Source organism: Thiomicrorhabdus hydrogeniphila (assembly GCF_054656895.1).
This window is the reverse complement of the sequence record NZ_BAAHXL010000001.1, coordinates 1,720,857-1,736,702: the sequence shown is the minus strand read 5'-3', so window position 1 is coordinate 1,736,702 and position 15,846 is coordinate 1,720,857. Positions and strand designations below refer to the sequence as shown.

Genomic DNA, 15,846 nt, shown 5'->3' with positions numbered 1-15,846 from the left:
GGAGCAGGTGATAAAATAGAACAAATTTTAACACTTTTTAAGACCTTTGCAGGTTCATCGAACGTGTTCAAAGCTCTCATTTAAAATCAGCGTACTCAGCGACGAGTCATAGAGAAACTTACAGGAAATTGTATGTCAGAAAAATCTAAGATAATTTATACCTTAACCGATGAAGCGCCAGCATTGGCCACTTACTCATTTTTACCAATGGTACAAGCTTTTACTGGTGCGGCTGACGTTGCCGTTGAGACGCGTGATATTTCACTAGCCGCTCGAATTATTGCTAACTTTCCATCTTATCTTACTGAAGAGCAACGCATTAACGATACCCTAGCTGAACTGGGTGAAATGGCAACCACGCCAGAAGCCAATATTATTAAGTTACCGAATGTTTCAGCCTCAGTTCCACAGCTTGTTGCCGCTATTGCGGAACTACAATCACATGGTTACGCCGTTCCTAACTACCCAGCAGAACCACAAAATGACGAAGAAAAAGCCATTAAAGCGTCTTACGCCAAAGTATTAGGTTCTGCAGTAAACCCAGTATTACGTGAAGGTAACTCAGACCGTCGCGCGCCTTTATCAGTTAAAAACTACGCACGTAAAAACCCTCATTCAATGGGTGCGTGGTCAACAGAATCTAAAAGTCATGTTGCCAATATGACAGACGGTGATTTTTACGGTTCAGAAAAGTCAATTACACTACCAGAAGACAATACCTTTAAAATCGAATTTGTTGCCAAAGATGGTAGCGTAACTGAGCTAAAATCAGCCGCACCTTTATTAAAAGGTGAAGTATTAGATGCCTCAGTAATGAGTCAATCTGCATTAAGAGCTTTTTTAAAAGAAGCTAAAGCCAAGGCTAAAGAAGAGGGGGTTCTGTTCTCATTACACCTAAAAGCCACCATGATGAAAGTCTCTGACCCAATTATTTTTGGTAATGCCGTTGCTGTGTATTTTGAAGACGTTTTTGCAAAACACGCAGAGACGTTTGCCGAGATTGGTGTTAACGTCAATAACGGTTTAGGGGATGTTTACAATAAAATCGCCTCCTTACCCGCCGACAAACAAGCAGAGATTGAAGCCGATATTGCCGCCGCTATTGATGCAGGGCCTGATATTGCCATGGTTGATTCTGATAAAGGTATTACCAACCTGCATGTTCCTTCAGATGTGATTGTGGATGCCTCTATGCCAGCCATGATTCGTACTTCTGGTCAAATGTGGAACAAAGACGGCAAACAGCAAGATACTATGGCCGTTATTCCAGACCGTTGTTATGCAACGATTTACGAAGAAACCATCCGTTTTTGCAAACAACACGGCGCGTTTGATCCAACCACAATGGGTTCAGTACCTAACGTAGGGTTAATGGCGCAAAAAGCCGAAGAATACGGTTCACACGATAAAACATTCCAAGCGACAGGTGCTGGTAGTATTCGTGCGGTAGATGCAAACGGTAACACCTTATTAGAACAGCCCGTTGAAGAAGGCGATATCTTCCGTATGTGCCAAGCTAAAGACGCCCCCATTCAAGACTGGGTAAAATTAGCTGTAAATCGTGCGCGTGCAACGGGTAATCCAACCGTATTTTGGTTAGACACTAATCGTGCGCATGACCACCAAATCATCGAAAAAGTCACACAGTATTTAGCTATTCACGACACTGCAGGTCTAGAAATTCATATTATGGAACCGGCAGAAGCCACACGTTTTACCCTTCGTCATATTAAAGAAGGTAAAGACGTTATTTCTGTTACAGGTAACGTATTACGTGACTACCTAACTGATCTATTCCCAATTTTAGAATTAGGGACTTCAGCCAAAATGCTATCCATTGTTCCATTAATGAGCGGTGGTGGCTTATTTGAAACAGGTGCAGGTGGTTCAGCACCAAAACACGTTCAGCAATTAATTAAAGAAAACCATTTACGTTGGGATTCTTTAGGTGAATTCTTAGCATTAGCAGTATCGCTTGAGCATCTTTCTCAAACGTTTAATAACCCTAAAGCGCAAGTATTAGCCAGTGCATTAGATAAAGCTACGGGTAAATTCTTAGACACCAATAAATCACCATCACGTAAAGTCGGTGAGATTGATAACCGTGGCAGTCACTTCTATTTAGCCATGTATTGGGCGCAAGAACTTGCCGCTCAAAATGAGGATGCTGAATTAAAAGCGCACTTTGCAAAAGTAGCAGAAGCCTTAGCCGCCAATGAAACTAAAATTGTAGCCGAGTTAGCAGAAGTTCAAGGCAAAGCGGTTGATCTTGGCGGGTACTACCAGCCAAATAAAGAAACAACATCAAACGTAATGCGCCCAAGTGCAACATTAAATGCCATTATTGACGCAATCTAAACGTTAAATACCTTTAGGTTTCAGTAAATAAACAGCCCACACCTTTTACCAGATACTGTGTTCAACATTAGATGTCAAGCACAGTTCTTATATTCTGGATCAAAAGGTTTGCCGTGCTTTAATACGGCAAACACAATATGAATAAGTTTTCTCATTATTGCCACCACTCTTTTCTTTCCTTTTACGCCGTTGGCTTTTAACCGTTCTGAAAAACGCTTAATGACAGGGTTATGCTGAATGGCACTTAATGCTGGCATATACAATGCCTTTCTGAGTTCGGCATCGCCCATTTTGGACATCTTTGAGCTATTCAATGAGCTACCTGACTGACGAATTAACGGAGCAAGTCCCATAAAACTGGCCATGTGCTTGGCTTTGTCAAAATACTTTATATCACGAATTCCAACTAACAACCGAGTGGCGGTGGCTTCAGCAATACCGGGTATGGTTTCGAGTAGCTTAACTTGGCTCAGCAATTCATCGTCTGAGCGTAAGCACTTTTTTATTTTGGTTTCAATTTTTTTAAGTTGTTGACTCAAATGCGCAATCTGTTCTTGTTCAAACTCTTGAATCTCTAACTCTAGGCTGCTACCCATTTGATTTTTAAGTTGAATCTCTTGTTTTATTAGTAGAGATTGTACTCTGTGCCATTCTTGCAGTTTACGCAGTGTTGGCGACGGTGGTTGCCATGGCTTTGGGCGTTGTGTCATGGCAAAGTCAGCAATAAGTTTGGCATCTTCTTTATCGGTCTTGGTTCGATTCAGTTGCGATTGTGCATATCGCTTGATTCGGGTTGGGTTAACGACACTAACCGAAATCTTTTGTTCATAAAGTACCAAAGCTAAGCCAAGCGAGTATTTGCCAGTGGCTTCCATGACAATGGCACAATTTTGATTAGGCATCCATTGGATTAGGGCTTTATAGCCAAGTTCATCATTTAAAAAGCGTTTAACATCGTTTGTTTGAGCAATAGCGACATCAAAGTATTCTTTTCCTATATCAACACCAATATATGTTGTCATAATTTACCACCTTTATGTTTTGTGATAAGGTAATTATTGCTTGGTAAAATCACACTATGAGCAGACTAACCTTATGAATACAGGCTAAACGACGGTTTGCCTAAGATACTGTTCAGTTTATAGTGTGTGGGGATAAAGGTCTTAATCTGATAACCTGGATCACTTCGGTGTCCTTGGCCTGGTAACAAGATCTCTCTATCCCTTTACTAAGCGTCCCTAGTAAATTCTCCATTTCTGAAGAACACTTTCAACATATAAGGCCTGGTAAAACGTGTGGTTTTTTTATGTCAGAAATTTGTTAATTTGATGTTAAAAAGTAAATTAGCACACCCGTGCAAGCGGGTATAAAAGCCTGGTAATTTTAGTTTTTTATAAAATATCTTCGTAAATATACTAAATTATGTTTATAGTAACGTCTAAGTATTTTTTATTCGGTTTTACGTGGTTATTTAGGTGACCTAAATAATGATAAAAATTCGTTTTAAATCAAATAATACCAATAAAAAACAATCTACAACACATTCTAATATTTTGTATAAAACGGCTATTTTATACACGGTTTAAATATGTTTTATATAAGTGTTAGGATGTCTAATTATAGTTAGGCATCATAAGGAAGTTTTATGGGAATAGAAACTATTAGACAATTCATAAAAGATAAAGCAGAAGAATTCGGTGCCAAGACAGGTAACGAATTCAACAAACCTTATGTTGAACGAAATAATACTGGACAGGAAGCACTTAAAGACAACGGTGCATATTTTGGATTTATCCATCCAGAGGAAGAAGCGTCCGGACCTTTCCACGACTTTTCATTGACAATTTTTCCAAACGACCAAAGCAACCCTTGGTTAGTATGTCTTGGAATTGGTTCAAGCGGTTTCAAAAATGACTATGAACTTGCAACTTATCCAGGACTTAGACGATTGTTTTCAAAGCTAACGAACGAACGTGGCTTTTGTAAATCAGATTTTTCAGACATAGAAACAAGTTTGCCAAAATCAATCACTAGTAACCAGGATTTACTGCACATAAAAAACACGATTAAAACGTATACTAAAGTTTTACCGACTTGTCAAATTATTGACGACTCAGAAAGTGTAGAAGGTCAACAAATTATTGCAGCCTTTGTCGCAGGTTATGCAAAGTTTCGAGACTGGCCGACTAATAATAATCATCGAAAAGCAGTTTCAGAAGCTTTAGAACCATTCTTAAAAACAGAAACAATTGACGAAACTGAAGAAGTAAAAAATCTTTTAAACGAAAGAAAGTACATAGTTCTTCAAGGTCCTCCGGGAACTGGAAAAACAAGAACATCAAAAAATGTTGCAGAAAAAATTGGTGCGAAAACTTTCTTCACTCAATTTCACGCAGAAACAAGTTTCTCCGATTTTATTTTCGGAATTCGACCTGATACAGCAAACGAAGAACTTAGATACAAAGAAAATTTAGGTAGTTTCGCAGAGGCCTTAAAATATGCCGTTGAAAATATTAATACAAAAGTCATCTTGATCATTGACGAAATAAATAGGGCTAATCTTTCAAATGTCTTGGGACCTATTTTTTATCTATTCGAACATAAAATGGACGTCTCGAATGTTGAAATTGAAATTTCTCCCAATTTCAAAGTAAAGAAACTGCCTGACAACTTTTCTGTAATTGCTACTATGAACACTGCCGACAGAAGTTTGGCCGTTGTTGACTTTGCATTGAGAAGACGCTTTGCCTGGTACACGTTAAAGCCAAAAGCGATAAAATCAAAACAGTTTTTTAACGAAGATTTTAGCAAAATTCAGGAAATATTTGACTGGTATGCCACAAGCACTGAGTTGAATTTACAACCTGGACAAGGCTACTTCATCGCAGAATCCGAAGACGAAATGAAAAATCGTATTTGTTATGAAATATTCCCTTTGATTAAAGAATATCTACAAGAAGGACTTTTGCGAAATGCTAAAGAAGAGTTCAATAACTATTTCTCGACTAGAATAAATCTATCTCTTTTCGAATGAGCAAGCTATTAGATGTATTTTGTGAAATTCCATGCCTAACTGAACAATCAAAACAGTTAGGTGGAGTTGCCTTGCAAAAAAAGTGGTTCAAGTCAGCAGACAAAAGAATTATTGGTCAATACCTCCAGAAATTTATTGACTACAACTCTGAGCAATTTAAATTCCTAGGTGTCCAACCATACATAATTGGTTCAGACCAAAGCACAGCACTAACATTCCGCTCATCTGGTTTCATTGGCTCTATTCCTTTAAGGGCTTCTGACACTGGAAAGCAAATTGGTGATTTTGTAGTTATGCCTAGGTTTACCGGTCGTGACAGATTTCAGGACTATATTGAAATACTGAATCTCCTTGGCACGGAAATCAGTCCAGAAGTAATTGATAGCCTACCACTAGCATCGGGTAAAAACTTCAGGCCACCATTATATTTAGAAGCAGTAAAATTTATCGCATCACTCGAAAAACTCACAATTAGACCGTGGCGTAAGTTCGATAACGTAGAGAAAGTTTCCAATCAACCATCTGGTCAAATAAATTGGAATAAATATATCAACAACGAATTCAAGGTTGAAAGTCGGTTAAAATTTCCTGTAAAAGCTAATGTTCTAAGCGAGTTTCATAGGGAATATGCAGAAATCAGATATGTATTTGATATTTGCAAAAGTGAACTTCTTTCAGCTAATACACCACAAAGAATTAAGAGCAGTTTACGAAACAAATTGAGTTTTCTTGAAGAACGTTTATATCATCATAAACCAAGAGCCACTAATAAAATAGGGATTCGGTTTTCTGATACCCCAATCGTAAAAGCCTGCAAGGAACAAGCTAATAAAATTTTAAATTTCAACCTAGTAGATTGCACCGCGTGGCGTGTTGACTTCTCAGATGTATTCGAAAAGTTTATACAATACATTTTTAAAGAAGTCGCAAAAGAAACTGGCGGTCGACTCTATTCAAATTTCAAGTTCCGTTCTCGAACTTCAAAGCATTACTCGTGGGAACTTAAACATATTGAACCGGACGCAATTTTTCAGAAAGAAAATGTTTTGGTTTTTATAGACGCCAAATACAAGTCGAATTTATACAACAAGTTTGACCAAAGTGAAGTCCTTAAAGAAGACCACAGACACGACTTACATCAAATAATGGCTTACTCATCATTTAGTAAGACAGATTGCAAGTTTGGATTTTTATGTTACCCATCAGATAAAATAGAGTTGAAAAGTATAAGGTACCAAAACGGCATTAATGACACAGTGAGTGAAATATTAATTATGGGTATCCCACTAAGAAAAGATTGTGTGGCTGCTGCAAGAAACATACTCATAGATGAAATAGGAAAAATTTCATCAATGGTTGATTATGCCTAACAATGTGCTGCACCGGACGGAAATTCCGCAGCGCTCCATTGCCGCCGGTGAGCTGAGTAGTTAGTTCCGACGCTTGAGCGCCGGAACTAACGGGCTGCGGATTTCCATCCACTTTTGTCCCGCGCAAGCGCGGGACTAACAAGCGTATGAAGCGGACAGTCCTTATGAAAATAAATTTTCAATGGACATGCCGCTTATCCGCAGCCCGTTAAATTAAAAGGAGGTATGTGAGCTTATGGATTTAAATGGTGCTGAAGATCTCTTCAGCAAACTTTTGCAAATTGTCGATTATCCACTTTATGAGAATTCTCCGCGTATTGAGCTTAGTGCGACATTATCGGGAAGCTCCATGCAATTTGCCGCTTCAGTTCGAGTTCTATGTGCACACGATCTTTTGCTAGGTGCTAGCACTGCACTGCGGTCTCAATTTGAATCCGTCGTTCGAAGCATTTGGGCAATGCATCGTGCAACAGAGGGTCAGATTCAAAAACTTTCTGCAGAGTTAAATCTCGAGACACAACAGGCAAGCAAAAATATCCCGACAGTTAATGCAATGATGATTGAGCTTGAGAAAATTCCAAATCTTGCAAATCTCCTGATCTCACTAAAAGAATTCAAAGACAGTTCGTGGTTACCGCTTAATTCATTCGTGCATTCGGGGATTCATGCAGTTCACTGGACCAAGAATCGTGCTCCTGACGAACTGGTAGAACAAGTGTTCCGAATAAGTAATGGACTTGCACTTTTAACCTTTCAAAATTTAGGAATTTTGACTGGAAGGCCAGGAATTCAATCTGAAATTATCTCAACATCAGCAAATTACCTGGGTTGCTTGCCAAAGAGACGTGAGTGAATGTAAGACAGCAGGGGTAAAAGCCGTTTAATGTGGATAAATTAAATTCACCAAGGTGGGAAGGTTCAAAATGAATGGATCAGTTGGTCTATTCTTCTTTGAAAGAGTCTTCGTATTCTTTACGGATTTGTTTTATTGGCAAAAACACGGTGAGATCGTTTGTTGGTGATTCAATAAATCCTAAATTCATGTAGCATTCTTTAGCCTTCTCATCAATTGCATGAACCATTAATGCTTTGAATGCTACGTGTTCAGAAACTGCGATAGAACGCAAAAGACAATCTTTTAATAGATGTTTACCGAAAGACTGTCCTTGGTATTTATTATCAATAGCTAATCGCGCCAGTACCAATACGGGGATAGGGTTAGGCATATTTCTTTTTAACGCACCTGCCACTTCTTTCTGTTCAACAGAACCAGTAGAAAAGGCGTAATAACCAATGACTTTATTGTCATCGCAAATAACGAAACATCTACTGGCATCCCCACGGTCATTTTTTAATGCTTTCTCTTGTAACCAGTCATTTAAGGCATCATGGCCACAGTTAAAAGAAGAAATATCGTGTTCCTAAGTTAATCCAATCGGTTCTGTTATTTTTCCCAAGGAGATTTTTCCTTAAATAATTGTTTTAACTGACTGTTTTTGCGTACAGGCGTATCCAAAGCTTGATGAAATGCAGTAAATTCTTTCCCATCTAATTCAAAAAAAGTTTGATCTAACAAGACTTTTTTTGCTTTTTCGTAAGCGGCATTAACAATAAAAGTTGTTCTATCTATGTGTTGTAATTGAGCAGCACGACTAATTATCGCTTGCTGCGCAGGTTCAATACGTATATTAATTTGTGCTGTCCTTGCCATTTTTTACTCCTAGTTATAGTCAATACATTGCTAATAAAACTTTGTATATGAAATGTATACAATATTGATTCTTTTCTGAACCTTTAATCAATAAAAATATTTGATAATGACAAAAAACTTGGGTTTGAAATCGATTAAAAAATTGAGGGTAGAGTAATATTCAATCAATAATTTATTGATAATATTGAAAATAATATTACTCTATTTCTCGTTGGGTTATTACAACTTAATAGCTGAAATAGTCTGTTGTAGCTCATTGGCGCGTTGTGACATGGTTTGGCTTAATTGCGCAGATTGGTCGGAGAGAGCGGCGTTTTCTTGGGTGAATTGATCCAGTTGCGACACCGCTTGATTGACTTGTTCAACACTGCTCATTTCCTGAGAAGCGGCCAAGCTAATTTGCGAAACTATTGTCACTAATTCCATAATGGTCTCGTTGATTTCATGGAAAGAGCCGGAAGATTCGTCAGTAAGGTCTTGTCCTTGTTTAACCAGCGATAAATTCTGTTCCACCAGTACTTTAATGTCGCTGGATGCGGCAGCCGCTCTTTGTGCTAGAGCACGTACCTCACCGGCCACCACGGCAAAACCACGACCGTGTTCACCTGCGCGGGCTGATTCTACAGAGGCATTTAAAGCTAATAGGTTAGTTTGAAAAGAAATGCTTTCAATTAATTGCACAATGTCAGCAATTTTTTGACTAGCTCCGCTGATTTGGTTCATGGCCTGCAATGTTTGTTGCACAATTTGCGAACCGTTGGTGACATGTGTTTTGGATTTTTCACCCAAATCGGTGGCAGTTTTCGCTTCGTCGGCAGTGTTACGAATGGTGTGCATCAATTGTTCCATACTGGCGGCAGTTTCTTCAATGGAGGCGGCTTGCTGTTGGGTACGGGCATTTAAGGTTTGATTGCCTTGTTCCATGGTTTGGATACTGTCTACCACGGCGTTACTGGTGCCAGCGGTCTGAGTCACGATGTGATGCAGATTGCTCATGGCTTGGTTAATGTCCTGTTTCAGTGTTTCTAGGTCGCCTTGGTAATCGCCACTAATTTGTTTGGTTAAATCGCCGTTTGAGAAAGCATTCATGGTGCTGTTTATTTCCGATAAGGCCACATGCAAGGCGGAAACGGATTGGTTTACGACCTCTTTTAAATCGTTTAAGTCGCCAGGAAGATCGCGCTCAATACGGTGCGAAAACTGGCCGTTGGCCATATAAAACATTACTCGAGTGACTTCGGCCAATGCACCTTTTAGCGTTAGCATGGCATGTACACTTTTTTGGACGGTTTGTGTGGCTTGAGGAGTCAAATCATCAGAAAGTTTGTCGAGATGAGCCAGTAGGGAAATATCTACGCCAACCACTCCTATGAATTGATTATTATCAATAATGGGTACTGCGAAAGTGGTGAGTAATAGTTCTTTACCATCGATTTCATAGACATAAGGTGCGATGGTTTGGTCGGTTCTATGTTGTTTAGGTAAAAGGTAAAAATCCCCCAGGCCTGGTACGTCATAGTCCATTAGGGCTTCGACAATAACAGAGTTATTATCAGAAAATGCACATACAGGCATAAAGCGTCCAGCTTCATCGTGCCAATCGCGGTTACGGTGATTGGCATCTTGTCCATCAAATGCATCTGGTTCCCAGGCACACCAAACGGTGACGTAATTGGGGTGTTGTTTTAGGTGGTTTTTCAATAAATCGATGGCAGTATCGCGGGAAGCAGATTTTCGTTTTAATGTCAGTAATTCTTGCGCAATCTGGTGTACCAGTTCTTTGGCATTATCTAAATCCTGGTGGGCGCTTTTGAGCGTTAATTGGCCACCAAAATCGGCGGATTGAATTGATTCAATAACGTCAGACATTACATCGGTGGCACGGCTGTTTTGCACGAGATAATGTTGTACTTTTTCTTTAACGCCATTTGGAAGTCGGCTCCATTTGCTATCATCGAGATGAGAGGAACCAGAAGCGAGCTTTTCTATAAAGTCATCAAATGCGGCAGCGGGGCTATGTTGTTGGCGAAAACTTTCTAAGTGGCTATGCCACTCTGGATGTTGTTTGGCCAGGCTGTCATTGTTATCGCCCCATTGTTGAAAAACGTGTTTTTGTTGTGCTTTTATCCGGGCTTGAAAATAAACTAAGGACAGTCCTGAGGCCAGTAGCATGATGGGAATAATGCTCCAGGTTAAAGGCATATCTGGTTGAATATAAAATAGTGTGGTGAGGCTAGCACCAAATAACAGGTTAATCATCAGGGCAGCGATGAGAAAGAATGACATGAATTTTCCTTTTAGTAGAATAATGTTCCTGTAAGGAAAAAGCAAAAAGTGTTCTTAATATTGTAAAAGCCTTATAAATAAGGATGATAGCGATAATAACATTATGTTTTATATGGGAATATTGGGTTGGTTTTGCCTATAAATACGCCTGTAACAGCGCGGCTGCACCAAAATAAGCATCACGATAGGTGACTAAAAGCATGTAAAACACCAGGTTTGGACGTTTTGGTTGTTGACTCATACAACTATTTGCAGTGTTTGAGTTAACTGAGGCAGGGTTACTATTAAATCAATTGAAACTAATTTAAATCTTAATTTAATCTAATTTAACCTAATCTAATCTCATTGATAGGCAACAACAAAACGTGATTAATCGGTTAAAAGATTCGCTTTTAATGAGATGACGTTTTAGAAAATATTTGAATGACAATCACACCAGCCATAATTAGCCCCATTCCTAACCAAGCGGCGGTATCGGGTACTTGTTTAAAAAGCACTATACCAACAATATTCAACACAATAACGCCTAGGCCGGCCCAAAGAGCGTAAGTAAGCCCCAGAGGTAAGTGTTTTAAGGTCTGGCTTAAAAAGAAGAAGGCTAAACTATACCCTACAACCACAATCACGCTTGGCCATAAATTGGTAAACCCTTCACTTAGTTTTAAGAAACTGGTGGCAATTACTTCAAAAACCACCGCTAAAGCCAAATAAAAATAAACCATATTTATTTACTCGTGAAAATAGATTGAGAATTTGAGAATTTGAGAACTTTGCAGGAGTCATGGACAAACGTAAAAAAGCCGTTTTAAAAAACGGCCTTTTTTATCTTCGTTCAGTTAGACAAAATTAGCCTTTTACTGTACGTTTTTTCTTTTCTGGATCGTCGAACGGCATGGTGTGAGCAATAGCAGCTACTTCAATACTGCCTTTAACTTGCAGTGCTGTACCGTGTTTAGCATAAGGTACTTTTAAACGAGCAATTCCCATTGATCTGTCTGTTAAACGTGAATACATAGCACAGGTGATAACACCTACTTTTTTGCCATCAGCCCAAAGTTCATCACCTTCTGCCGCAGCTTCTTTGCCTTCTAGTAACACACCAAAAATGTTGAAACGTTCTTTGCCTTTAAGACGGAAGTGTTCAAAAGCACCGCAGAACTCTGTTTTGTCTTTAGAAACTGTAAAGTCTAGCCCTAATTCCCAAAGAGTGTCACCAGCTGGTTCGTTTTCAAATGGGTACATTTCTGAGTTATCAAATGGATAGAACAATAAAGAACTTTCTGTACGCAACCAATCTAATGTTGTAAATGAGCATGGGATAATGCCAAATTTTTTGCCATGTTCTAGAATGTTGTCCCAGATTGTGGTGGCATCAGCGGCTTTACAGAAGATTTCGTAACCACGTTCTCCGGTATAACCTGTACGAGAGATGGTGACAGGGCAATCGAAAAGACGGGCATGAGTGTGGTTAAAATAGGGTAAATCACGAATGCCTGGAACGTGCTCGGCAAGAAAATCTACCGCGACTGGTCCTTGCAATGAAAGATCGTGCATATCGTCGTCAAACAATACGGCAACCTGTTTACCAATCGCGCCTTGAACTAAGCGTTCGTAGCCTGTACCAGTACCATGTACGACCATAAATGAGTTAGGACCCATGCGGTAGATAACGCAGTCATCAATAAATTTACCTGCTTCATTCAGCATAGAAGCGTAAACCGCTTTTCCTGGGTAAAGTTTAGAGATGTCACGAGTGGTTGCCCATTCTAGTAAACTTTCAGCATGTGGACCGACATAGTGTACTTTTTTAAGACCTGAAACATCCATTAGGCCTGCTTTGGTGCGGATTGCTTCGTGATCATCGGCAAGGGTGTTACCGCTGTTGCTGTACGTCCATGCGGTAGGCATGCCATTCCAGTCTTCTAAGTTTGAACCCAAAGCACGGTGTCTTTCTGCCAGTGCCGCCATACGCCATGAATTAGCCATTATTCTCTCCTTTCGTAGAGTGCATTAAAGATGATGTTTAATTCCTGTGAGGGAAATATTATTCCTACCAGGAAAAGCAAGTTCTAGGCCGTTACCGATATGCGATAAGCAAGTTGATGATTCCTAAGGGGAAATAAAAGTTCCTAATAAATATAGATGGTATTGACTGACCTAAGGTGGGGCAAAAAAATAAAAAAGGTGACTCGTTTTGGGTCAATGTCCATTTTTTTACAGTTTTGTAAAGTGGAAATTATGTCTGGTTTGTATTGATATGTAATGGGCTTGTTGAATAGAAAAAGGGCAATAAATGTTTTGTGGTCAAGAGAGATAAAGAAAAGACACCGAGTGCAAAGATCTTACTTAGTTAAAATAATTAATTAGTATCAGAATTTAGTATAAGAATTTCACGATTGGTTTTATGATTAGAGATTCAAAGCCAAGCTTAATGAAAAGTATTTAAACGAGGTGGTTATGAATGTTAGATTTATTCTCTATTTATAATCTATTTATTTATTAATTTCGTATAAAGGTCTCTAACGGTAATTCATTTAAGCAAATACAGAATTTACTATGCTTACTATAAAAAGAGAAAAAGGCTAGTTATGCATCTTCTTAGAAAAATACAACACTGCATTTTAGCGAGTCATTTAAAGCGCCATAAAATTCCACTTAAACTATGGCATCAATCGATTAGCAAAATGCCTATTTTGCAACGTTATAATTCTAAACAACGTATGCAGTTGCGTTTATTGGCGAGTGAAATTTTGAGAACTAAACATCTTATGGCTATTAAAGGGATGTTGTTTACCGATGAAATTAAAATAACCATTGCCACTCAAGCCGCGATTATGGTTTATGGTTTTGAGGTCAGTAAACCTGGTTCTGCTATAAATTGGTTACGTAATTGGAATCAAATCACGGTTTACCCCATGCCTTTTTTGAATGGTAGAGAAAACATTGTTAGCCCGAGTGGTATTTTGGTGAGTCAGTTAGCTTTTCAATCGGGTGAAACGCAGTACCAAGGTGGTATTGTGATTGATTGGAATGATGATCAGCCACATCCGTTAAGAGCGCACGCAAATCAAGTGTTAATGCATGAAATGGCACATAAGCTAGATATGCTGGACGGCGATACGAATGGACATCCTCCTTTACATGCCGATATGAGTGAAAAAGCGTGGTTTAACGCCTTTGAAAAGGCCTTTGAATTACTTAGCAAACAAATAGCAAAAGGTGAAAAACCTGCAATAAATCCTTATGCGGCAACAAATCCTGCGGAGTTTTTTGCAGTAACCACTGAATACTTTTTTGAAGCCCCTCACGTTTTAAAAAAAGCGTTTCCAGAGGTTTACTATCAACTGACGCTTTTTTATAAACAAACGCCGTTGTTATAAATTAAACGATTTTAATGCAAGGTAAACAATAAAAACCTTTGCAATCAATGTAAGACTACCCTCTTAATAGAGTATCTAAATGATTCACTACATCGGCCCAATCGGCGTCGTCATCAACCGCTTCTTTTAAAAACTGACTTTGAGAGTGCGTCCAAAATATAGCTTGATGTAATAGGGTTTTAGAATCAAGAGGGGAATGTAAGCGGATAAAAGCCTCAATATCTTGTTCACTATTTGCTAAGCCTAATTGAGAAAATAATGCTGTTAAATCATGTGATTGTGATTCCATATCTTGTCTCCTTATTAATTATTAGAGACCTTTGCACGAGTGAGGTGCGAATTAAAAATATGAAAAAATTTCGCAGATTTTAGTTAAAAAATACGCATAATAGCGAGCTATTGGGCGTGTTTTTTGGCTGAAAGATGTGGGATTTTAGCCATTTTTAAATGTAGTTACACTCGTGCAAAGGTCTCTATTAGTTCACCTAAATTGTACGCTTAGTTTACAGGGTGAACAATGCCTATTTAAATAGATGAGTTTGCAATTTACCAGGCCTGGTAAAACGTAATTTAAGTAATAAAATATTGGTTTTTAAAGCTAACAATCTGCACAGTGAGTGGTGGGGCGTGTATTATAGACAGCTATGAATATTATCCTTATAAACTCCTTATTTTAATGTCAGTTTAATCCATTATGAAAACCCCAGAAAGAATTCTCCCATTAGTTGAAGACGGCTTAGTCGATGAAGTTATTCGCCGTTTAATGAGCGGTAAAGAAGCCGATGTTTATATGGTGCGTTGTGGCGATGAGATTCGCTGTGCAAAGGTGTATAAAGAAGCCAGTAAACGCAGTTTTAAAAAAGCGGTTGAATACCAAGAAGGTCGAAAGGTTAAAAATAGTCGCCGTGCACGCGCTATGCAAAAAGGTTCTAAATTTGGTCGTCAGCAACAAGAAGATATTTGGCAAAATGCCGAGGTTGATGCACTGTATAAATTGGCGCAAGTTGGGGTAAGAGTTCCGCAACCTTACGGCTGTTTTGATGGCGTTTTATTGATGGAGCTGATTACCGATGAAGACGGTGATGTAGCACCTCGTTTAAACGATGTGTCTATGTCAGAAGAACAAGCGATAGAAGACCATGCTGAAATCATGCATTATGTAATGTTGATGTTGTCTGTTGGCTTAATTCACGGTGATTTGTCTGAGTTTAATGTATTGGTTGATGAATATGGCCCAGTGATTATTGATTTACCGCAAGCGGTTAATGCGGCGGCAAACAACAATGCCAAACGTATGTTAACGCGTGATATTAATAATATGACCAACTACTACGCGCAATACGCTCCTGAACTTAAAAACACGCAATATGCTAAAGAAATTTGGGCGTTATTTGAAGCGGGTGAACTGACAGAAGAAACAAAATTAACAGGCTTATTTGACGAGCAAGAAAAAGAGGCCGATGTAGATGCCGTTATGCTTGAAATTAAAGCCGCTTTAGAAGAAGAGCAAGCGCGCCAAGAAAGAATTAATGCTGCTTTAGAAGATTAAATAATTTTGAACCACGAAGACACGATGTTTTTTAAAAATCTGTTTAGTTGTTGAATAGTTTTAACACCTTTATTTTAAATGCTTTATTGAGGTGTTTTTTAAGTAATTAAATGTGTGCTTTACCTCTCTTTAAATCTTCGTGACTTCGTGTCTTCGTG

At 38.8% G+C, this 15,846-nt stretch carries 13 protein-coding genes; 6 read left to right on the top strand and 7 right to left on the bottom strand.

The features are described from left to right. Positions 1 to 132: 132 nt before the first annotated feature. On the top strand, positions 133 to 2,358 hold the full coding sequence (locus tag ACYQ0E_RS07855) for an NADP-dependent isocitrate dehydrogenase (RefSeq protein WP_460187681.1): 2,226 nt from the start codon (positions 133 to 135) through the stop codon (positions 2,356 to 2,358). A gap of 74 nt (positions 2,359 to 2,432) precedes the next feature. Here ACYQ0E_RS07855 and ACYQ0E_RS07850 read toward each other — a convergent pair whose 3' ends face one another. After that, a complete protein-coding gene (locus ACYQ0E_RS07850) occupies positions 2,433 to 3,380 on the bottom strand; it encodes an IS110 family RNA-guided transposase (RefSeq protein WP_460186573.1) in 948 nt (315 codons plus the stop codon). A gap of 623 nt (positions 3,381 to 4,003) precedes the next feature. On the opposite strand from ACYQ0E_RS07850, the gene ACYQ0E_RS07845 reads away from it, so the two are divergent. The 3 genes from ACYQ0E_RS07845 to ACYQ0E_RS07835 all read left to right on the top strand — a co-directional run bounded on the left by ACYQ0E_RS07845 (position 4,004) and on the right by ACYQ0E_RS07835 (position 7,615). Beyond that, entirely contained in the window at positions 4,004 to 5,392 is a 1,389-nt protein-coding gene (locus ACYQ0E_RS07845; RefSeq protein WP_460187680.1) for an McrB family protein, read from the top strand. Continuing rightward, complete coding sequence (locus ACYQ0E_RS07840; protein WP_460187679.1) at positions 5,389 to 6,762, top strand: 5-methylcytosine restriction system specificity protein McrC; 1,374 nt, start codon at positions 5,389 to 5,391, stop codon at positions 6,760 to 6,762. The genes ACYQ0E_RS07845 and ACYQ0E_RS07840 overlap by 4 nt, the downstream gene beginning before the upstream one ends. A 235-nt stretch (positions 6,763 to 6,997) precedes the next feature. Continuing rightward, a complete protein-coding gene (locus tag ACYQ0E_RS07835) occupies positions 6,998 to 7,615 on the top strand; it encodes a DUF6988 family protein (protein WP_460187678.1) in 618 nt (205 codons plus the stop codon). An 88-nt stretch (positions 7,616 to 7,703) separates the two neighbouring features. Here the strand turns inward: ACYQ0E_RS07835 and ACYQ0E_RS07830 are convergent, their stop codons facing one another. The 5 genes from ACYQ0E_RS07830 to ACYQ0E_RS07810 form a co-directional block, all read right to left on the bottom strand. Next, positions 7,704 to 8,174: a GNAT family N-acetyltransferase gene (locus ACYQ0E_RS07830; protein WP_460188706.1), complete on the bottom strand. Its 471-nt coding sequence runs from the start codon at positions 8,172 to 8,174 to the stop codon at positions 7,704 to 7,706. A 32-nt stretch (positions 8,175 to 8,206) separates the two neighbouring features. Next, positions 8,207 to 8,473 (bottom strand): type II toxin-antitoxin system TacA family antitoxin, encoded by a 267-nt coding sequence (locus ACYQ0E_RS07825; RefSeq protein WP_460187677.1) that lies wholly within the window; start codon positions 8,471 to 8,473, stop codon positions 8,207 to 8,209. Between the two features lie 219 nt (positions 8,474 to 8,692). Continuing rightward, complete coding sequence (locus ACYQ0E_RS07820; RefSeq protein WP_460187676.1) at positions 8,693 to 10,759, bottom strand: methyl-accepting chemotaxis protein; 2,067 nt, start codon at positions 10,757 to 10,759, stop codon at positions 8,693 to 8,695. Between the two features lie 392 nt (positions 10,760 to 11,151). Then, positions 11,152 to 11,481 (bottom strand): DMT family transporter, encoded by a 330-nt coding sequence (locus tag ACYQ0E_RS07815; protein WP_460187675.1) that lies wholly within the window; start codon positions 11,479 to 11,481, stop codon positions 11,152 to 11,154. A gap of 124 nt (positions 11,482 to 11,605) precedes the next feature. Then, positions 11,606 to 12,745, bottom strand: coding sequence for an aminomethyl transferase family protein (locus ACYQ0E_RS07810; RefSeq protein ID WP_460187674.1), 1,140 nt, complete (start codon positions 12,743 to 12,745; stop codon positions 11,606 to 11,608). A gap of 602 nt (positions 12,746 to 13,347) precedes the next feature. Between ACYQ0E_RS07810 and ACYQ0E_RS07805 the strand changes: the two genes are divergently transcribed. Next, complete coding sequence (locus ACYQ0E_RS07805; RefSeq protein WP_460187673.1) at positions 13,348 to 14,139, top strand: M90 family metallopeptidase; 792 nt, start codon at positions 13,348 to 13,350, stop codon at positions 14,137 to 14,139. 55 nt (positions 14,140 to 14,194) lie between these two features. On the opposite strand, the gene ACYQ0E_RS07800 is transcribed toward ACYQ0E_RS07805, so the two are convergent. Further along, complete coding sequence (locus ACYQ0E_RS07800; protein ID WP_460187672.1) at positions 14,195 to 14,428, bottom strand: DUF2789 family protein; 234 nt, start codon at positions 14,426 to 14,428, stop codon at positions 14,195 to 14,197. Between the two features lie 405 nt (positions 14,429 to 14,833). On the opposite strand from ACYQ0E_RS07800, the gene ACYQ0E_RS07795 reads away from it, so the two are divergent. Beyond that, entirely contained in the window at positions 14,834 to 15,688 is an 855-nt protein-coding gene (locus tag ACYQ0E_RS07795) for a PA4780 family RIO1-like protein kinase (RefSeq protein WP_460187671.1), read from the top strand. Positions 15,689 to 15,846: the final 158 nt, after the last annotated feature.

Excerpts from the sequence above, each read along its gene's own strand:
- ACYQ0E_RS07855 (WP_460187681.1), top strand. The coding sequence starts at position 133 with ATGTCAGAAAAATCTAAGATAATTTATACCTTAACCGATGAAGCGCCA.
- ACYQ0E_RS07850 (WP_460186573.1), bottom strand. The coding sequence starts at position 3,380 with ATGACAACATATATTGGTGTTGATATAGGAAAAGAATACTTTGATGTC.
- ACYQ0E_RS07845 (WP_460187680.1), top strand. The coding sequence starts at position 4,004 with ATGGGAATAGAAACTATTAGACAATTCATAAAAGATAAAGCAGAAGAA.
- ACYQ0E_RS07840 (WP_460187679.1), top strand. The coding sequence starts at position 5,389 with ATGAGCAAGCTATTAGATGTATTTTGTGAAATTCCATGCCTAACTGAA.
- ACYQ0E_RS07835 (WP_460187678.1), top strand. The coding sequence starts at position 6,998 with ATGGATTTAAATGGTGCTGAAGATCTCTTCAGCAAACTTTTGCAAATT.
- ACYQ0E_RS07825 (WP_460187677.1), bottom strand. The coding sequence starts at position 8,473 with ATGGCAAGGACAGCACAAATTAATATACGTATTGAACCTGCGCAGCAA.
- ACYQ0E_RS07820 (WP_460187676.1), bottom strand. The coding sequence starts at position 10,759 with ATGTCATTCTTTCTCATCGCTGCCCTGATGATTAACCTGTTATTTGGT.
- ACYQ0E_RS07815 (WP_460187675.1), bottom strand. The coding sequence starts at position 11,481 with ATGGTTTATTTTTATTTGGCTTTAGCGGTGGTTTTTGAAGTAATTGCC.
- ACYQ0E_RS07810 (WP_460187674.1), bottom strand. The coding sequence starts at position 12,745 with ATGGCTAATTCATGGCGTATGGCGGCACTGGCAGAAAGACACCGTGCT.
- ACYQ0E_RS07805 (WP_460187673.1), top strand. The coding sequence starts at position 13,348 with ATGCATCTTCTTAGAAAAATACAACACTGCATTTTAGCGAGTCATTTA.
- ACYQ0E_RS07800 (WP_460187672.1), bottom strand. The coding sequence starts at position 14,428 with ATGGAATCACAATCACATGATTTAACAGCATTATTTTCTCAATTAGGC.
- ACYQ0E_RS07795 (WP_460187671.1), top strand. The coding sequence starts at position 14,834 with ATGAAAACCCCAGAAAGAATTCTCCCATTAGTTGAAGACGGCTTAGTC.